The following is a 17,720-nucleotide window of genomic DNA, read 5'->3' as shown; positions in this document are numbered from 1 at the left end:
CCTGGGCGATTGCTCCCGGCAACGCGAGCCCTTTGGGGCGAGTCGTTGCCACTCACGCCGCGAGCTTAGCCGCCTGCCGTTCCGGAGAGATCTTCACGACGTCCCACGCCAGGCCCGTCTTCTCCAGCGCCCAGATGACCCAGGCGGAGGGATCGAACTGCCAGGCGCGCATACCGTGGCGGGCCGACGTCGGGAACGCGTGGTGGTTGTTGTGCCACGCCTCGCCGAACGTGAAGAACGACAGCCAGAAGAGGTTGCGCGACTCGTCGCCGGTCTTGAACCGGCGCCGCCCGAAGAAGTGGCAGAGCGAGTTGATGCTGTAGGTCGCGTGGTGCAGGACGAGCATCCGCACCGCGCCGCCCCACAGCAGGCCGGTCAGCCCGTCGGCGACCGTCCCGCCGATCAGCCAGCCGAGCACGAACGGCGCGGCCAGACCGGCGATCACCCACACGACGAACGTGTCGGAGATCTTGCGCACGACCGGGTCGGCCAGCAGGTCCGGCGCGTAGCGCGTCTTCAGCCCGCGCTGGGTGTGGATGAACAGCCAGCCGACGTGGGCGTGCAGCAGGCCCTTGAGCGCGCCAGTGACGCCGGAGCCGCGGTCGACGTGCGGGGAATGCGGGTCGCCCTCCTTGTCGGAGAACGCGTGGTGCTTGCGATGGTCGGCGACCCAGGAGATCACCGGCCCTTCGATCGCGGCCGAGCCGAGGATCGCGAGGATCGCGCGCACGGTCTTGCCGGTCTTGAACGAGCGGTGCGTGAACAGGCGGTGGAAGCCCACCGTCACGCCGAGCCCGGTCACGACATACATGATCGCGAAGACGATCAGGTCGCTCCAGCCGAGGACCTCGGCCCACAACTGCCAGCCCACGACGCCGAGGCACAGCACTGGAATCACCGTGACCGTTCCGGTCAGAAAACGGTCAAGCGTTTCGTTGGCGACGGGTTGGACGTCATCGCGGTCGGTCGGGGTGATGGTGGCGGACATCGGGACCCAAGTCTGTCATGGACTCCAGCGCCGCGACGCGCCACCGGCGGAAGAGTTGGCTAAGCGGTGTTAGCGGCGCGCCGCTTCGCGTCATCGTGATGACGCCCGTGCTTCTTCTTGTGCCTCGGCATCGGCCGCGTGACGCGGATCGTCGTCTGAACGACGCCCGCCGGGCCGCTCGGCCCGCGCGCCTCGATGCGCAGCCGGTAGCGGCCGCGTCCCGGCGGGTTCCACGCCAGCATGTGGCGCCCGCGAGGGAGCTGGAGCTCGCGCGAGAAGCCGAGCCCGCGTGTTCCCCGGACGGTCACCTTGACCGCTGAGATCTTCGACAGTGTGAACGCGAGCCGGGTCGCGCTGAACGCGCGCGGCTTGCGCACCGGTGCGACGGCGATCTTGGTCGGCTCCTTCTCGTAGCGCTTGAAGCGCGCGCCCGTGCGGCAGTAGACCTTGGCCTGCAGGCGCTCGCACAGCCCTTTCAGGAAGCTGGCCGTGAGCACGTGGTAGTCGAGCGTCGACTCCGCGCCGCGGGCGGAGTAGAGCGACCAGGCGCCCGTGTCGAAGCCGGCGACGGCGCGTCGCGCGGCACGGTCGCCGCGGCGGAACAGCCGGCGCGCGACGGCCGAGTGCGTGAGCGTCGCCGTGTCGCGCAGCCCGAGCACGGCCTGCAGGTCGGCGTTGATCACCCGGTAGCCGGGCGCGAACGAGTACAGGAGGTATTGGTTCCCGCCCGGCGCGGGCACCGAGACGCCGAGCGGCGGCGGCTGCTCGAACGCGCCGAGCGCGCGCAGTGCGGTCCGCCGCCAGCGCTCCTCGCCGAGCGCGCGATAGCCGCGCGCGAGCGCCTGCGCGGCGGTGGCCTGCGTCATCCCGCTGACCCACGGCGGCGTGCCCGTGCCGTAGGCGAAGTAGTACTCCCACGCGGTGTAGCCGCTGCGCGTCGCCGCAAGCGCCGAGAGCCGGTCGAGGGTCGCGGTCAGCGCGGCATGCCGGCACGGATGCTTGCGGCTGCCCGTCCGCAGCGCCTTCAGGCATGCGCCGGCGAGCGCGTTCGCCTTGCCCCAGCTCGCAAGCGGCTGGAGCTGCATGCCGTGGCCCGGGTAGTACTGGAAGATCGCGGGGTCCCGTCCGAAGGTCGTCCGGTAGCCGCTCGCGGGCATCGGCGCGCGGGCCCAGAACGTCGTGTTGGTGCGCAGGATCAGGAACGCCGGCGCGATCCGCCCGGCGGTCAGCGCGCGCTGGGCCGCGAGCGAGGAGACCGCGCCGATGACGTACGCGAGCTCGCTCCGCCGCACGCCGGCCAGCGTCCAGAGCGTCGCGTTGGCGCGTGCCCAGTCTCCGCGCAGCCGCGCCTCGGCGGCGGGGGTGATGCGGCCCGTGAGCCGCGCGGCGCGCAGCGCGCCGAAGACCGTGGGCGAGCGGCGCGCCTGCGCGATCGCGGCGCGCAGCCGCGCGGCGGCCTCCGCCTGCGCCCGCCGCGCGTTCGCGTACGCGACGTCACGGGCGCCGCGGTCGTCGGGTACGGCGGGCACCGGTGCGAGCGGGGTCGGCGCCGGCCGGGCCGCCGGCGGGGCGCACCCGGCGAGGAGCGCGAGGGCGACCAGCGCAAGTCTCCTCACGTCTGCGAGATCGGCGTGACGTCCCGCCGCCTTGAGCACGCTTCAACCTTGGCACCGGAAAGGTGACTCTGCGCTGGACTTTCGCCTACGCTTGAGCCGTTCCGGGGAAGGAGAGCGCATGCAGGGCCTGATGTCGTCCTATCAGCTGACGCTGCCGCACCTGTTCGGCCGCGCCGAGCGGCTGTTCGCCGACAAGGAGCTCGTGACCGTCACACGCGGCGGAGTCGAGCGCACGACCTACGGCGAGTGGGCGGAGCGGACCCGCCGGTTGGCGGGCGCGCTGGACGCGCTCGGGATCTCCGCCGACGGCCGCGTCGCGACGTTCGCGTGGAACACCGTCCGCCACCTCGAGCTGTACTTCGCCGCGCCGTGCAGCGGCCGCGTCCTGCACACGCTCAACATCCGCCTCTTCCCGGATGACGTCGTCTACATCGCCGACCACGCGGAGGACGAGATCGTCTTCGCCGACCGGTCGCTGCTGCACGTGCTGTGGCCGCTGGTCGACTCGTTCAAGACCGTCAAGCACGTGGTCGTCATGGACGACGGCGACGACGCGGAGATCCCGGACGACCCGCGCGTGCTCCACTACGAGGAGCTGCTCGCCGGGGCCGAGCCGGTCGCGAAGTTCTCGATCGAGGACGAGAACCAGGCGGCGGCCATGTGCTACACGAGCGGCACCACCGGCCATCCCAAGGGCGTCGTCTACTCGCACCGCTCGGTCGTCCTGCACTCGATGGGCTCGATGCTCGCGGACGCCGCCGGCGTCAGCGAGCGCGACCGCGTGATGCCTGTGGTCCCGATGTTCCACGCCAACGCGTGGGGGCTCTGCCAGGCGGCGGTGATGGCCGGCGCGTCGCTCGTCATGCCGGGTCCGAACCTCCAGCCGAAGCCGCTCGCGGAGCTGATGGAGCGCGAGAAGGTGACGCTCGCGGCCGGCGTGCCGACGATCTGGATGGGCGTCCTGCCGGAGCTCGAGGGGCGCGACCTGTCATCGCTGCGGGAGATCCTGTGCGGCGGCTCGGCGGTCCCGCGCAGCCTCTCGGAGGCCTACCGCGAGCAGATCGGGCAGCCGATCCTGCAGGCCTGGGGGATGACCGAGACGAGCCCGGTCGCGACGACAGGTCGCATCAAGTCGACGTTGCAGGACCGCTCCGAGGACGAGCTGGCCGACCTGCGGGCGGCGCAGGGCCTCCCGATCGCGCTGGTCGACCTGCGCATCGTCGACCCCGGCACCGACGAGGAGCTGCCGTGGGACGGCGAGGCGCGCGGCGAGCTGCAGGCCGCGGGCCCCTGGGTCGCGGCCGGCTACTACAACGACGAGCGCTCCCCGGACTCGTTCACCGAGGACGGCTGGCTGCGCACCGGCGACGTCGCGACGATCAGCCCGGACGGCTATGTGCGGCTCGTCGACCGCACGAAGGACCTCGTGAAGTCCGGCGGCGAGTGGATCTCGTCCGTCGAGCTCGAGAACGCGATCATGGCCCACCCGAAGGTCGCCGAGGCCGCGGTCGTCGGCATCCCGGACGAGCGCTGGAGCGAGCGGCCGCTCGCCTGCGTGGTGCTCGCCGAGGGAGAGGAGCTGACGCTCGACGAGCTCAAGGAGTTCCTCTCCGGGCGCGTCCCGAAGTGGTGGATCCCGAACGACATGGAGGTGATCGACGAGGTGCCGAAGACGTCGGTCGGGAAGTTCTCGAAGAAGACGCTGCGCGAGCAGTTCAAGGACCGCCAGTCCGCGCCGGCGCGTTGAGCGCCGCGGGGCGCCGTCTCCGGCGCCCGCGGGTGGTGCGTTCTTTTACGCGGCCAGGGCGACCGCGGGCTGGTGGAGGGCGATGCCGCCCTCCTCGTCCAGCCCGGCGAGCACGTGCGACCCGTCGGCCAGCTCGCCCGCGAGGATCGCGCGGGTGAGGACCTTCTCCAGCGTGCGGCGCACGTGGCGCTGCAGCGGCCGGGCGCCGAGCTCGGCGTCGAAGCCCTCCTCGGCGAGCCGGGCCACCAGCTCCGGCGCGACCTCGAGCTGGATCCCGCGCTCGGTCTGCAGGCGCTCGGCGACCCGCGCGACCATCAGACCGGCGATCTCCTGCACCTGCGCGGGCTCGAGCGCCCGGAAGGTGACGATCTCGTCGATCCGGTTGATGAACTCCGGCAGGAACGCCTCCTTGGCGGCGGCGGTCATCCGGTCGTCGTCCGCGGCGGGCTCGCCGGCCGTGAAGCCGATCCCGCGCTTGGCCTTGCCGGCGCCCAGGTTCGACGTCATGACGATCACGGTGTTCGTGAAGTCCACCGTGCGGCCCTCGCCGTCGGTCAGGCGCCCGTCGTCCATCACCTGCAGCAGCACGTTCCAGACCTCGGGGTGGGCCTTCTCGATCTCGTCGAGCAGCACGACGCTGTACGGCCGCCGGCGCACGGGCTCGGTCAGCTGCCCGCCGTCGCCGTAGCCGACGTAGCCGGGCGGCGAGCCGATCAGCCGCGCCACCGTGTGCGGCGCGCGGTACTCAGACATGTCGATCCGGACCAGCGACTTCTCGGTCGCGAACAGCCGCTCTGCCAGGGCCTTGACCAGCTCGGTCTTGCCGACGCCGGTCGGGCCGAGGAACAGGAAGCTGCCCAGCGGGCGGTCGCCCTCGGAGAGCCCGACGCGGGCGCGGCGGATGGTGTCCGCGACGACCTCGACGGCCTCCTCCTGGCCGATCACGCGCTCGTGCAGGTCGGTCTCGAGGTCGTTGAGCCGCTCGAGCTCGCCCGCGACCAGCTCCCCGACGGGGATGCCGGTGCGCGCGGCGACCACCGCGGCCACCTCGGCCTCGCCGACCTCGGCGGGACCGGAGTCACGCGCTCCGCCGGACTCCTCGATGCGCTGCTTGAGCCACGCGGCCTTCTCGTAGTCCTCGGCCGCGACGGCGGCCTCGAGCTGCGCGCGCATGCTCTCGGGCGAGCCGGCCGTGCGCAGCCGCAGCTTCGCGGCGGCCTGGTCGATCAGGTCGAGCGCCTTGTCAGGCAGGCGGTATTCGGTGATGTAGCGGTCCGACAGCCGCGCGGCCGCCGCGACCGCCTCGTCGTTGATGAACACGCCGTGGTGGGACTCGTACGCGCCGCGCAGCCCGTGCAGGATCGCCACGGTGTCCTCGACCGAGGGCTCCTCGACGGTCACCGGCGAGAAGCGCCGGGCCAGCGCGGAGTCGCGCTCGATCGAGCGGTACTCGGCCAGCGTGGTGGCGCCGATCACGCGCAGCTCGCCGCGGGCGAGCAGCGGCTTGAGCATGTTCGCGGCGTCCATCGCGCCCTCGGCGTTGCCGGCGCCGAGCACGGTGTGCAGCTCGTCGATGAACAGCACGATCTTGCCGTCGGCCGCCACGACCTCCTCGAGGGCGGCCTTGAACCGCTGCTCGAACTGGCCGCGGAACTGGGCGCCGGCGATCATGCCGGACAGGTCGAGCGCGACCAGGCGCGCGCCCTGGAGCGTCTCCGGGACGTCGCCGGTGTGGATGCGCAGCGCCAGGCCCTCCGCGATCGCGGTCTTGCCGACGCCCGCCTCGCCGATCAGCACGGCGTTGTTCTTGCGCCGGCGGGCGAGGATCTCGACCGTCTGCTCGATCTCGTCCGCGCGGCCGACGACCGGGTCGATGCGCCCGGCGGCGGCGTCGGCGGTCAGGTCACGTCCGAACGAGTCCAGCGCAGGGGTCTTGGACTGCTGCGGCTCCGACTGCCCGGGGACCTGGCCCGCAGCGACCTGCGACGCGCACTGCTCGCACAGGATCGCGCTGCCGCGCCCGTTGGCGAAGACCACGCGCACCGCGCCCGGCCGCTGGCCGCAGGCCGGGCAGGTGGGTAGTCCCGCTCGGGGGAAGGTGCTTGGGGTCTCGTTCAAAGCCATCTCCAAATCTCAGTGGGGATGACTCAGATTAGCGCAGTAGGTGCGCGCGCAACTAGGGGTGTGACCAGCGTCACACCCCCAGCGCGTCCAGACCCGGTGGCTAGAGGCGGATCGACTGCGAGATGCCCGTCACGCCGCCCTTGTGCGTGATCGCGATCCGCAGCGTGTACTTGCCCTTGAGCGCCTTCTTGGAGCGCAGGGTGGCCTTCGTCTTGCCCTTTGACAGCTTCGTCGAGGTGGTGGCGAGGATCGACCTGCCCTTGGCGATGCGGAAGCGGACGGCGATGCCGGCGCTCTTCGCATCGGTGCCCGTGGCGGTGCACGAGACGCTGACCTTCTTGCCGCCGCCCTTGGTCGAGCAGGACAGCTTCAGCTTGGCGGGCTTGCCGGAGGTCGTCGTGACCGGCGTGCCGTTGGCCGGGGGAGTGATGGTCCCGGCGGCGACCGAGAGGTCGTCGGCGTTGCCGTGCTCGACCGTGCCGCCCACGGTGACCTGCCCCTGCAAGCCCGGCGTCGGGGTCGGGGTCGGGTTGCCCGAGGGCGTGCCGTCCGGCGGCGTCTTGACGACCTCGCCGGTCTCCGGGTCCAGGAACACCTTCGGCGCGCGCTTGCCGTTGGCGCTGAAGTCGAACATGTTCTCCAGCGAGCCGGCCTTCGCGTCGAAGGACTGGTCGCCGATCCGGCCGAGGTTCCAGTTGTCCTCGATGAACTTCAGGATCGAGGTCTGGTCGGTCAGCGAGTGGTCGACGAAGTTCTGCTTCGCGTACGGCGAGACGACCATCAGCGGCAGGCGCGGGCCGTAGCCGCAGCGGTCGGTGTAGGCCGTGGAGCCCGCCGGCACGTTGCCGCACTTGCCGGCGCCGTTGAGCCGGTCGGCGTTGGCCGCCGACGGGCTGACGATCGGCGACATGACGTGGTCGTACCAGCCGTCGGAGTCGTCGTAGGCGAGGACGACGGCGGTGCTGCTCCACTCGGGGGACTGCTCGAGCGCGTTGATCGTGCGGGTGACGAAGCGCTGCTCGTCGAGCGGGTCCGAGTTGCTCGGGTGGCCGTCCTCGAAGGCGGCGGCCTTCAGGAACGACACCGACGGCAGGTTGCCGGAGGCCAGCGCCTTGTCGAAGTCCGAGAGGTCGTACTGGTGGTTGGCCGGGTCGGTCGTGCCGACGGCATTGACCGACGTCGGCGCCACGTGGTGCGGGTTGGCCGTCGAGGCGTAGTACTCGAACGGCTCGTGGTGCGCGCTGTAGTCCTTCGACGAGCCGTTGGCCACGTTGACGTGTGTCGCGCCGCAGACGGACTTGCCGTTGCTCGTCGAGGTCGGCCGGAAGCCGCCCTGGAACCAGCCCCACGTGACGCTGTGCTTGTTGAGCAGGTCGCCGACGTTCTTGCCGGACATCTTCACCCCGCCGACGCCGCAGTCGTCGAGCTCGGCCGCCGGGTCGGGGTCGCCGATCACGGTGTTGTTCTCGACGCCGCCGGCGGTCGGCAGGTCGGTGCCGTGCGTCTGGCCGCTGATGAGGTTGATCGCGCCGACCGTAGAGGGGCCGAAGTTCGTGTCGAACGAGTTGTCGCTCATCGCGAAGTGCTGCGCGAGGTTCCACATCCCGGTGACGGTGTTGCCGTCGTAGTAGTCCATGACGACGCCGTTGCCCTGACCCGTCGAGAACGTGCACGAGTCGCTCGCCGTGTTCTCGGGGAACTTGTCCATCAGGCCGTTGTCGAACGCGCTCTGCTCGGCCGAGTAGCCGTGGTTCTGCGAGCAGGTGACCGCCTGCGAGCGGTCGAGCCGCTTCGGCGCCGCCGAGTTCGGGTTGTTCTCGAGCAGCGTCTGGTTGAGGCCGTTGACCGACGGCGTGTCGGGCAGCGCGTTGAAGCGCGGCTCGCCGGGCGGGTTGGCGGCGTTCGGATAGGTGCCGAAGTAGTGATCGAACGAGATGTTCTCGCCGAAGATCACGACCAGGTGCTTGATCGGCGTGGTCGACGGGGCCACCGCGGACGGCGTGTCGGCGTGGGCCGCCGTGAGGCCCACCGCGACCGCTGCCGCCGCGGCGGCGAGGCCGCCGGCGAGGATCGACGGGGTGCGCAAGTCTTGGCTCCTTCTTCCGGGATGAGAGGATCGACCGAGGGCGCGCCCGTTCATCCGGTTGCCGGCGCGCCGCCGCATCCTGCGGCGCGGCTCGCGGCCACTTGTCACCTCCCCGTGAACCTGATTCCGGCATGAGAGCAGGGCTGTTTCCGCTCACGAAGCGATAACAAATCCTTGACGGACGGCCATCCGGGGTCACCTAGCCTGCGCCATCCGTGACCGTTCGACGCCTCCCCTTCGCGGTCGCGCCGGTCGTCCTCGCCGCGGTGCTCGTCGCCGTCCTGCTGGGGGTGGGCGAGCGCGATCCAAAGCCGCGGCTGCTGTCCCACGCCGCCGTCGCGCCCGGCCGTTCCGCCCCGCGCGCCGACGGAACGGTGTTCGGCACCGACGAGTCGCCTCAACAGGTCGCGCGCGAGGCCGTCGAGAACAGCACCGGACCCGATGGGACGGTGCTGCCGGACCTCCACCCGATCCCGGCGAAGGCCTTCCGCGCCCCCGTCGCGCGCTATCGCGAATACGCCGTGGTCCAAGCGCGGGCCATGGACGCGGCGGCGACTTCCCTGCGGAGCGCCGTCGCGCGGGGCGACCGCACCGCGGCGCGCACGGCGTTCGGCACGACGTTCGACCACTGGCTGCTCGCCGGCGCCGCCTACGGCGCCCTCGGCTCGCTCGACGCGACGATCACGGGGTCCTTGGACGCGCTGGAGGCCGGGCTCTGGTCGCGCCGGCCGGTGGGCTCGCTGCGCGCCCCCGCAGGGGCGCTCGCCGGCGCGGGCCGCCGGCTGCCCGCCGCCGTGCGCCGCGCGGAGCTGACTCCGCTCGACTTCGCCACGCGCGCGCACGAAATCCTCGAGGACGTCCAGCGCGATCGCCTCGGGGACCGCCTCGGCGTCCGTGCGACCGCCGACTCGCTCGCCGCCACGCGGGCCGTCATCGGCGACCTCGAGGGGCTGCTGCGGGCACGCGGCGACGTGCTCGCCCAGGTGCAGTCGGGGCTCGGGCAGCTGTCGAGCACGCTTGCCGCGATCCGCCGGCGCCACGCCGGCTGGCCGCCGCCGCAGCGCCTGACCCGCGCCGAGCACGAGCGGCTCACCGGGCGCCTCGGTGCGACGCTGGAGGCGCTCGCGGGCGTGCCCGGCGACCTCGAGACGACGTATCCGCCGGCCATCCCCAAGCTCGCTGGAGGCGGAAGGTGAGCGTCTCGCGCCGCGGCTTCCTCGCCGGCTCGGCGGCCGCCGTCGGCGCGGCGGCCTCGGGCCGGCTCGCCGCCGCCGGCGCCGAGGCGCCCCCGCCTGCCGCGCCCGTGCCGTTCGACGGCCCTCACCAGGCCGGCGTGCTCGACGCGGGCCAGGCGCAGGCGACCTACGTGGCGCTCGACGCCATCTCGCCCGAACGCGGCGCGCTGTCGCTCGGCCTCGAGGCGGTCAGCTCGAAGGCCCGCCGGCTGACGGCCGGCGCGAGCCTGATCCGCGCCGACGTCGACGAGCCGCCGAGCGACTCCGGGATCCTTGGCCCGTCCTACGAGCCGGACGGTCTCACCGTCACCATCGGCTTCGGCGCCTCGTTGTTCGACGGCCGCTACGGCCTGAAGGCCCCGGCCGGCCTGCAGAGGATGCCGTCGTTCCCCGGCGACGACCTCGACCCCGCCCGCTGCCATGGGGACGTGCTGCTGCAGATCTGCGCGAACAACCGCGACACCGTCGTGCACGCGCTGCGCGAGCTGATGCGGCCGGTCCGCTCGGCGTTCGCGCTGCGCTGGACGCTCGACGGCTTCCAGGGCGCGTCGCGCTCGAAGGGCTCGCGGCGCAACCTCTTCGGCTTCCGCGACGGCACCGCCAACCCCGACGTGCGCGACGACGCGCTGATGCGGCGGCTCGTGTGGACGCCGGAGGGCGGCACGTTCCAGGTCGTGCGCGCGATCCGCATGCACGTCGAGTTCTGGGACCGCGTCGGCCTGCGCGAGCAGGAGAACATGATCGGCCGCACGCGCGACACCGGGGCGCCGCTGGGCGGCACGCAGGAGCTCCAGGATCCGCGGCTCGACCTCGACCCCAAGGGCGACCGGATCCCGCTCGACGCCCACATCCGGCTGGCCAACCCGCGCACGCCGCAGACCGACGACCAGCGCCTGCTGCGCCGCGCGTTCAACTACCACCGCGGCTTCGACGAGGCCGGCCAGCTCGACCAGGGCCTGATCTTCGTCGCCTTCAACCAGGACATCGAGCGGCAGTTCGCGACGATCCAGAAGCGGCTGGCGGGCGAGCCGATGGCCGACTACGTCACGCCGGTCGGCGGCGGCTACTTCTACGCGCCACCGGGTTCGCGCGGGCCAAATGATTGGGTGGGCTCGGGCCTGTTCACGTAGTCTCGGCACGTGATCTTCCGCCAGATCGCCCACGAGGACCTCGGATGCGCTTCCTACCTCGTCGGCGACGAGGACGCCGGCGTGGCCGCGGTGATCGACCCGCGGCTGGAGATCGACGAGTACCTGCGTCTCGCGCGCTACCTCTCGGTCACGATCGAGCACATCCTCGAGACGCACAACCACGCCGACCACGTGTCCGGTCACGGCCGGCTCGCGGCGGCGACCGGTGCCCGCATCCACGTCCACCGCGACGCGGGCGCGGAGTACGAGCACGAGCCGTTCGACGACGGCTGGGAGCTGGAGCTCGGCGGCGTCCGCGTGCGCGCGCTGCACACGCCCGGCCACCGGCCGGAGCACACCGCCTTCGCGCTGATCGACACCGAGCGCGGCGACGAGCCGTGGGCGGTGCTGACCGGCGACTCGCTGTTCGTCGGCGACATCGCCCGGCCTGACCTCGCCGTGGAGAAGGCCGAGGGCGCGCGGGAGATCTTCCGCTCGCTGCACGAGCGGCTGCTGCCGCTGGGCGACGACGTCGAGGTCTGGCCCGGGCACCTCGGCGGCTCGCTGTGCGGCGGGCCGGCGATGGACATGAAGGTGTCCTCGACGGTCGGCTACGAGCGCCGCCACAACCAGCTGCTCGGCATCGGCAGCGAAGCGGCGTTCGTGGAGCGCTCCACCACCGGCCTGCGCCCGCAGCCGCCGAACTTCGAGAAGATCGTCGCGCTCAACCGCGGTCCGCTGCGGCGCGACACGGTCGACGCCCATCCGCTCACGCCGCGTCAGATCGCGCCCGGCGCGCTGGTGATCGACGTCCGCACGGCGCTGCAGTTCGACGAGGCGCACATCCCCGGCTCGATCTCGAACACGATCCTGCACGCCGGCTTCGGCACGCGCCTGGGCTGGATCGCCGCCGCGGACGACGAGATCGTGCTGGTCGGCCGCGACGACGCCGATGCGCTGCGCGCCGCCGAGCTGGCCGCCGCCGTCGGGCTCGCCCGGATCGGCGGCTACCTCGCGGGCGGGATGACCAGCTGGCGCGAGGAGCGGCTGCCGACGCAGCGGATCGAGCGGATCACCGTCCCGCAGCTGCATGCGCGCGCGGATGGGCTGCAGATCCTCGACGTGCGCGAGCGCGACGAGTGGGAGCACGGCCACATCCCGGATTCGCTGTTCACGCCCTACCACCAGCTCCGCGGGCTCCCCGACGGGCTCGACCCCGAGCGGCCGGTCGCGGTGATCTGCGCCTCCGGTCAGCGCGCCGCGGTCGGCGCCAGCCTCGTCCAGCGCCACGGCGCGCACGAGGTGCTGCACGTGATCGACGGCGGCGTTTCGCACTGGGTGCGCAACGGCTGGCCGGTCGTGCGCTAGCGTCCGGTCATGGCCGTTCCCCGCCTGCGCGTCCCACCCACCTCCCCGGACGGGATGCGCCAGGCCGTGGGCTCGGAGGAGGTCGAGCTCTACCACCGCACGTATACGACGCTGCTGCGCTCGTCGGGCGAGACGCGGCTGCGCGTGCTCGAGCCCTCGCACGCGGCGATGAGCTCCAGCCTGCACTCGCTCGCGGGCTCGCTCGAGGAGATCGACCTCGGCGCGTTCCTGTACGCGCTGCGCCGCCTGCCGGCGATGGTATGGCGGGCCAACGTGATCGTGATGGGTCAGGAGACCGAGCAGTTCTCCCGAGCGGGCGTGGGCCGGATCGAGGACTGGGAGGCGGTCGAGGCTCCGGCGCGGCGGCGGCGCTGGTACGACTCGGGCACGGGCACGCTGGCGGTCCTGCTCGCCTCGACGTCCGATCTCGACGACGTGATCCCGACGCTCGTCGCCTATCAGCTCGAGTGGAACAAGCTGAACGCGCTGCTGCGCGGGGCCGAGCTGCCCGAAGAGCCCGAGGCCGCGGACATGGCCGACCGGCTCGGCGGCAGCGAGGCCGACTGGGAGCGCGTGCGCGCGGCGTGGCCGGACGGGCTCGCGGGCTTCGTCGCCGAGGTGCGCGAGCTGCGGCTGGACCTGCGGATCCGCATGCTCGGCGGGTCGCAGATCGGCTACGCGCGGCTGACGCGCCGCTGGTGGGCGCCGGTGCGGGCGACGCTCACCGACCAGGGGCTCGGCGACCGCCCGATCTACTTCGTCTCCTCCAACCCGCACTCGCTCGTGAACCTGGTGACGACCGGCGCCGGCGCGAGCGAGGGCGAGATCGTGTCGTTCGTCGACGCGCGCGGGCCGGACTACCTGATGGACGAGCTCGAGCGCTTCCGCTCGTCGCGCACCGTCGGCTCGTGGGAGAACTTCCTCTACTACGGCGCGCGGCTCTTCTATGCGGCACAGCCCGAGGACGGCCCGGTGTGGGAGCTGCGCCGCCGCCACGAGCGCGAGCTCGGCATCACCCACCTCTCCTCGCGCACCGGCCTGCGCGTCAGCGCGCAGGTCATCCAGCTCAGCAAGCTCGACCCGGCGGGGCTGGACTCGCGGCTCGGGCCGATCGACGGCGAGCGGCTCGCGCGCTCGCCCGCGGTGGTCGTGAACATCGAGTACCCGCTCGGCCTGGCCGCCTACAACATCCTGCGCGAGATCGCCGTCGCGCACGACACGCTGCGCGGCGTCTACGTGCTCGGCAAGGCGGCGACGCTGAACGCCGACGTGGGGGACGTCCTGATCTCCGGCGTGATCCACGACGAGCACTCCGGCTCGACGTACTGGCTCGACAACGCGTTCAGCTTCGACGACATCGCGCCGTACCTCGTGTTCGGCTCAGGGCTCGACAACCAGCGTGCGGTGACGGTCAAGTCGACGTTCCTGCAGAACCGCCAGTACCTCGACTTCTACTACCGCGAGGCGTACACGGTGGTGGAGATGGAGGCGGGGCCGTTCTGCAACGCCGTCTACGAGATCGCCGACGCCGACCGCTATCCGCAGGGCGAAGCCGTCAACTTCGCCAAGCTGCCGATCGACCTCGGGATCATCCACTACGCCTCCGATACGCCGTACACGCAGGCGCGCACGCTTGGCGCGCGCGGGCTGAGCTACTTCGGGATGGACTCGACGTACGCCTCGTCGGTGGCGATCATGCGCCGCATCTTCGCGCTCGAGGGCATGTATTCCTAAGGGGCCCGTTGAAGAATTCCGGTAGGAAGCTGGTCGCGGAAGAGCTGCCGGAGTCGATCGGCGAGCTCGGCGGCCTCGAGCGCCTATACGCCGCCGAGGCCGGCATCGAGGCCGTCCCGGCGTCGATCGCGCGCCTGACGCGCCTGCGCACGCTCGACATCGGCCACAACCGGCTCGCGTCGCTCCCGGCGGCGATGACCGCGCTGCAGGCGCTCGAGATCCTCTACATCCACGACAACCGGCTCGGCACGCTGCCGGACTGGCTCGGCGAGCTTCGCGGGCTCACGTACCTGAACGCGGCGGAGAACGGGCTCGCCTCGCTGCCGGAGCTGGCCGGCCTGTCGAACCTGATCGAGCTGCGGCTGATGCACAACCGGCTCGCCGGCGTGCCGGCGCTCCCGCCTTCGCTGCGCGAGCTGCACCTGCGCGGCAACCTGTGCGCGGCGGTGCCCGAGGCGGTCCGCGGCCTGCCGGAGCTGCGGATCCTCGACCTGCGCGCCAACCGGCTGGCCGGCCCGCTTCCACAGTGGCTCGCGGAGCTGCCGCGGCTCGAGAAGCTCGACCTGCGCTGGAACTCGTTCGACGACCCGCCCGTGCCGCCCGAGCTGCCGGGCTGCGTCGTGCTGGTCGAGTGATCAGGCGTCGACGCCGTTGAGCTCGAGCCAGGCGGCGACCGGCGGCGGCGGGTCGTCGTGGAACTCGGCACGGACGGCCAGGCGGACGATCTCGTCCGGGTCGTCGTCGGTCTCGTCGCGCCGGAACGCCAGGTAGGTCGCCACCGCGGCGGTCACCTGCAGCGCACCCGACTCCCCTTCAGGATCGAGCGCGCCGGCCGCCTCGGCGATCCGCTGCTCGACGTCCTCGATGGCCGTGACCGGCTCGTCGTCGTCTTCGAAGCGGGCGACGAAGTCCATCACGTCGGCGTCCGCCCCGTCCGGATCGACGACCAGGCCGGCACGGTGGGTGAGCTGCGAGAACGTGATCGGCTGCGGTTCGGTCGGCATGCCGTTGGCCTACCCGTCACGCGGCGAGATCCACCATCGCGTCCGCCGGAGCGATGTTGTGGCCGGTCCCGAACACGTTGTCCGGGTCGTAGGCGCGCTTGAGCTCGGCCAGCCGCGCGTAGTCGGCGGCGGTGTAGCCGTCGCGCGTGCGCGCGGGGTCCTGGACGAAGTTCAGGAACGCGCCGCCGTGCACGTGGGGCTCCAGCGCGGCGACGTCGTCGCCGTCGACCGTGACCGAGAACGGGACGTCGCGGTGGCCCGCCGGGCCGTCGCCGCGCGTGATCGCGCCGCCCCAGAGCTTGACCTCGACGGCATCGGCGGTCTCGGCGGTCGCGAGCACCGCGTCGACGGGGATGTCGCGCAGCAGCTCGAACGCGCGCGGCCGGGTGCCGCCGATCGTCACCGTTCCGCTGTAGGGCATCGGCCGGAAGGTGTCGTGCGCCGGCTCGGCGACGAGCAGCGGCGCGAGCGCGCGCAGCGCCTCGTCGGCGCCGCCGGCGTGCACGCCGCGCAGCGCGACGGCGTCGGGCGTGATGACGACGGAGACGTTGAGCTCCTCCGGCAGCTCGCTCGCGTACTCGCGGAAGCGGGACAGCACGTCGCCCGCGAGCGCACGCGGGAAGCGCACGCTGCCGCCGTAGACCTCGGGCACGTGGTGGAGCTTGAACTCCAGCGCCGTCGCGACGCCGAAGCTCCCGCCCGCGCCCCGCAGTGCCCAGAACAGGCCGGAGCGCCGGTCGGCGCGCGCGCTCAGCGTGTCGCCGTCGGCGGTCACGACGTCGGCGCGCAGCAGGTTGTCGGCCGCAAGGCCGTAGCGGCGCGACAGCCACCCGTGGCCGCCGCCGAGCGTGAAGCCCGTCACGCCGACGGTGGGGGACGTGCCGGCCACCGGCGCGAGCCCGAACGGCGCGGCGGCCGCGATCACCGCGCCCCACGTCGCGCCGGGGCCGACCCGCGCGGTCCGCCGGTCAGGATCGACGAGCACCGACGTCATCGCCGACGTGTCGATCAGCAGGGCGCCGTCCGGCTCCGTGAACGTGCCGTGGCCGGTCGCGCGGACGGCGACCCGCAGGCCGCGCTCGCGCGCTTGGAGGACGGCGACGCGGATGTCGGCGGCGGTGAGGGCTTGGATGATCATCGCGAGAAGAAGTCGAGGAGGACGGGGGCCAGCGCCTCCGGCGCGACGGTGTGGGTCTGTCCGGGGAGCGTGCGGCACTGCGCGTTCGGGAGCGCGCGGGCGATGCCCTGCGCGCCCTCATGCCAGTTCGGGGTGCTGTCGCCGCCGGCCAGCACGAGCGCCGGCGCGGTGATCCGGGCCCACAGCGCCGGGCCGCCGTCGAGAGCGCGGCCGGTGAGCGCGAGGTCGTACGGCATCGTCGGCTCGACCGCCACGAACAGCGGCCAGACCGGCGACCGCTTCATGCCCGCGATCGCTTCGGCCGGGATGCCGACGGCCTCGGTCATAAAGCGCTCGACCGCCTCGCCGCGGCCTTCGGCGGCGAGCGCGATCAGCTCCTGGTCCCAGTCGGCGGGCAGGTTCGGGTTGCCGTCCAGCGGCGGCTCATAGAGCGCGAGCGCGTCGACGGGGACGCCGGCGCCCGCCGCCTCGAGCGCGAGGAACGCGCCGGAGGACATGCCGAAGAGCGACGCCGAGCCGACGGTCTCGACGATCGCCGCCAGGTCCTCGACCTCGCGCTCGATCGCGTACGGCGGCGTGTCCGTGCTGTCGCCGCGGCCGCGGCGGTCGTAGTGGAGGACCGTGAAGCGCTCCGACAGCGCGGCGGCGAGCCGGGCCGTCGCGCCGTCGATGGCGCGGTGCTGGAACATGCCGCCGACCAGCACGATGGCGGGGCCGTCGCCGGTCACGTCGAAGGCGATGGTGGTCCCGTCGCTGGAGTGAACCGCTGTCATGCCGGCTTAGACCGGAGCCGGCGCGAGAACTCATCGCACCTCAGGGCTCTTCCGCCAGGCGCTTGAGCACGGCGAGGCGGGAGTCCCAGTCCGCGGCGAGGCGGTTGAGCCAGCTCGCGGTCGCCTGCAGCTGCTCCGGGCGGACCACGAAGCGAACCTCGCGGCCCGCCTTGCGGGACTCCACGAGGCCCGCCCGGTCCAGGACCGCGAGGTGCTTGATCACCGCGACGCGGCTGATGGGGAGCTCCGCCGCGAGGCTGGTCGCCGTCCCCTCGCCGCGGGTGGCGAGCAGGTCGAGCACCTGGCGGCGCGTGGGATCGGCCAGCGCGACGAAGACGTCCGCGGTCACACGTTGACGCGGCTGTGCTCGTCGAGGTGGCCGAGCTCGATGCCCCAGCCCTTTTCGTGGTCTGCGTGCCACGCCTTTCGGGTCTCGGCCGTCGTGTCGAGGGCGTCCCAGCCGCTCTCGCTGACGTGCACGCGCGTGCCCTCGTCGGTGGCGGCGAGCGTGAACTCGACCAGCGTCGTGCCCGCATCGCGCTGCTGCCAGCGCCACGAGAAGTGCGTCATCGGATCGACCCGCTCGACGTGCCCGTGGACCGTGCCGTAGTCCTCCCAATGCAGCGTGAGCTCGCCGCCGGGGCGGAGGTCGATCTCGGCGCCGGCGTCGCCGAACCAGCGGCCGACGTGCTCGGGCCGCGTGATCAGCTCCCACACGCGCTCGAGGGGCGCGGCGATCGTGATGTCCCGTTCGATGCTGCTCAATGTGTCACTCAT

The 17,720-nt window shown here is 72.4% G+C and carries 15 protein-coding genes; 6 read left to right on the top strand and 9 right to left on the bottom strand.

Translation table 11 applies throughout. From position 1 onward, the window contains the following. Window positions 1–52: 52 nt before the first annotated feature. Both H958_RS36600 and H958_RS0111525 read right to left on the bottom strand, forming a co-directional pair. Complete coding sequence (locus tag H958_RS36600) at window positions 53–988, bottom strand: acyl-CoA desaturase (RefSeq protein WP_231379229.1); 936 nt, start codon at window positions 986–988, stop codon at window positions 53–55. A 59-nt stretch (window positions 989–1,047) separates the two neighbouring features. Continuing rightward, window positions 1,048–2,604 carry a D-glucuronyl C5-epimerase family protein gene (locus H958_RS0111525; protein ID WP_156027928.1) on the bottom strand — a complete coding sequence of 519 codons (1,557 nt, stop codon included), beginning with the start codon at window positions 2,602–2,604 and terminating at the stop codon, window positions 1,048–1,050. Window positions 2,605–2,722: 118 nt separating this feature from the next. Here H958_RS0111525 and H958_RS0111520 point away from each other — a divergent pair, with 118 nt between their 5' ends. After that, window positions 2,723–4,351, top strand: coding sequence for a long-chain fatty acid--CoA ligase (locus H958_RS0111520; RefSeq protein WP_028058783.1), 1,629 nt, complete (start codon window positions 2,723–2,725; stop codon window positions 4,349–4,351). A gap of 45 nt (window positions 4,352–4,396) precedes the next feature. Here the strand turns inward: H958_RS0111520 and H958_RS36595 are convergent, their stop codons facing one another. Together H958_RS36595 and H958_RS36590 are read right to left on the bottom strand one after the other, a co-directional pair. Beyond that, a complete protein-coding gene (locus H958_RS36595; RefSeq protein ID WP_231379228.1) occupies window positions 4,397–6,469 on the bottom strand; it encodes an ATP-dependent Clp protease ATP-binding subunit in 2,073 nt (690 codons plus the stop codon). A 106-nt stretch (window positions 6,470–6,575) separates the two neighbouring features. Then, window positions 6,576–8,561, bottom strand: coding sequence for a phospholipase C (locus H958_RS36590; protein WP_196807315.1), 1,986 nt, complete (start codon window positions 8,559–8,561; stop codon window positions 6,576–6,578). A gap of 215 nt (window positions 8,562–8,776) precedes the next feature. Between H958_RS36590 and H958_RS0111505 the strand changes: the two genes are divergently transcribed. From H958_RS0111505 to H958_RS46210, 5 genes are read left to right on the top strand one after another with little or no spacing between them, the layout of a single operon-like run. Then, on the top strand, window positions 8,777–9,757 hold the full coding sequence (locus H958_RS0111505; RefSeq protein WP_028058782.1) for an EfeM/EfeO family lipoprotein: 981 nt from the start codon (window positions 8,777–8,779) through the stop codon (window positions 9,755–9,757). After that, window positions 9,754–10,926, top strand: coding sequence for a Dyp-type peroxidase (locus H958_RS0111500; RefSeq protein ID WP_028058781.1), 1,173 nt, complete (start codon window positions 9,754–9,756; stop codon window positions 10,924–10,926). The genes H958_RS0111505 and H958_RS0111500 overlap by 4 nt, the downstream gene beginning before the upstream one ends. A gap of 9 nt (window positions 10,927–10,935) precedes the next feature. Continuing rightward, window positions 10,936–12,294, top strand: a complete 1,359-nt coding sequence (locus tag H958_RS0111495; protein WP_028058780.1) for an MBL fold metallo-hydrolase — start codon at window positions 10,936–10,938, stop codon at window positions 12,292–12,294. A 9-nt stretch (window positions 12,295–12,303) separates the two neighbouring features. Beyond that, complete coding sequence (locus H958_RS46215; protein ID WP_156027926.1) at window positions 12,304–14,028, top strand: DUF6909 family protein; 1,725 nt, start codon at window positions 12,304–12,306, stop codon at window positions 14,026–14,028. An 8-nt stretch (window positions 14,029–14,036) separates the two neighbouring features. Further along, window positions 14,037–14,663 carry a leucine-rich repeat domain-containing protein gene (locus H958_RS46210; protein ID WP_028058779.1) on the top strand — a complete coding sequence of 209 codons (627 nt, stop codon included), beginning with the start codon at window positions 14,037–14,039 and terminating at the stop codon, window positions 14,661–14,663. Here H958_RS46210 and H958_RS0111480 read toward each other — a convergent pair whose 3' ends face one another. From H958_RS0111480 to H958_RS0111460, 5 genes are read right to left on the bottom strand one after another with little or no spacing between them, the layout of a single operon-like run. Beyond that, complete coding sequence (locus tag H958_RS0111480; protein ID WP_028058778.1) at window positions 14,664–15,032, bottom strand: hypothetical protein; 369 nt, start codon at window positions 15,030–15,032, stop codon at window positions 14,664–14,666. Between the two features lie 16 nt (window positions 15,033–15,048). Next, window positions 15,049–16,170, bottom strand: coding sequence for an FAD-binding oxidoreductase (locus H958_RS36580; RefSeq protein WP_051324123.1), 1,122 nt, complete (start codon window positions 16,168–16,170; stop codon window positions 15,049–15,051). Continuing rightward, window positions 16,167–16,943: an alpha/beta fold hydrolase gene (locus tag H958_RS0111470; protein ID WP_028058777.1), complete on the bottom strand. Its 777-nt coding sequence runs from the start codon at window positions 16,941–16,943 to the stop codon at window positions 16,167–16,169. Before H958_RS0111470 ends, H958_RS36580 begins: the two co-directional genes overlap by 4 nt. 40 nt (window positions 16,944–16,983) lie before the next feature. After that, window positions 16,984–17,292 (bottom strand): ArsR/SmtB family transcription factor, encoded by a 309-nt coding sequence (locus H958_RS0111465; protein WP_028058776.1) that lies wholly within the window; start codon window positions 17,290–17,292, stop codon window positions 16,984–16,986. Continuing rightward, window positions 17,289–17,720: an SRPBCC domain-containing protein gene (locus tag H958_RS0111460; protein WP_028058775.1), complete on the bottom strand. Its 432-nt coding sequence runs from the start codon at window positions 17,718–17,720 to the stop codon at window positions 17,289–17,291. Before H958_RS0111460 ends, H958_RS0111465 begins: the two co-directional genes overlap by 4 nt.

The sequence above is a fragment of the Candidatus Solirubrobacter pratensis genome (assembly GCF_000425945.1).
GTDB classification, from domain to species: domain Bacteria; phylum Actinomycetota; class Thermoleophilia; order Solirubrobacterales; family Solirubrobacteraceae; genus Solirubrobacter; species Solirubrobacter pratensis.
Note: the sequence above shows the minus strand (reverse complement) of the source record. Positions and strands in the feature narration are given on the sequence as shown.

Excerpts from the sequence above, each read along its gene's own strand:
- H958_RS0111480 (WP_028058778.1), bottom strand. The coding sequence starts at position 15,032 with ATGCCGACCGAACCGCAGCCGATCACGTTCTCGCAGCTCACCCACCGT.
- H958_RS0111520 (WP_028058783.1), top strand. The coding sequence starts at position 2,723 with ATGCAGGGCCTGATGTCGTCCTATCAGCTGACGCTGCCGCACCTGTTC.
- H958_RS0111470 (WP_028058777.1), bottom strand. The coding sequence starts at position 16,943 with ATGACAGCGGTTCACTCCAGCGACGGGACCACCATCGCCTTCGACGTG.
- H958_RS0111460 (WP_028058775.1), bottom strand. The coding sequence starts at position 17,720 with ATGAGTGACACATTGAGCAGCATCGAACGGGACATCACGATCGCCGCG.
- H958_RS36600 (WP_231379229.1), bottom strand. The coding sequence starts at position 988 with ATGTCCGCCACCATCACCCCGACCGACCGCGATGACGTCCAACCCGTC.
- H958_RS46215 (WP_156027926.1), top strand. The coding sequence starts at position 12,304 with ATGGCCGTTCCCCGCCTGCGCGTCCCACCCACCTCCCCGGACGGGATG.
- H958_RS36580 (WP_051324123.1), bottom strand. The coding sequence starts at position 16,170 with ATGATCATCCAAGCCCTCACCGCCGCCGACATCCGCGTCGCCGTCCTC.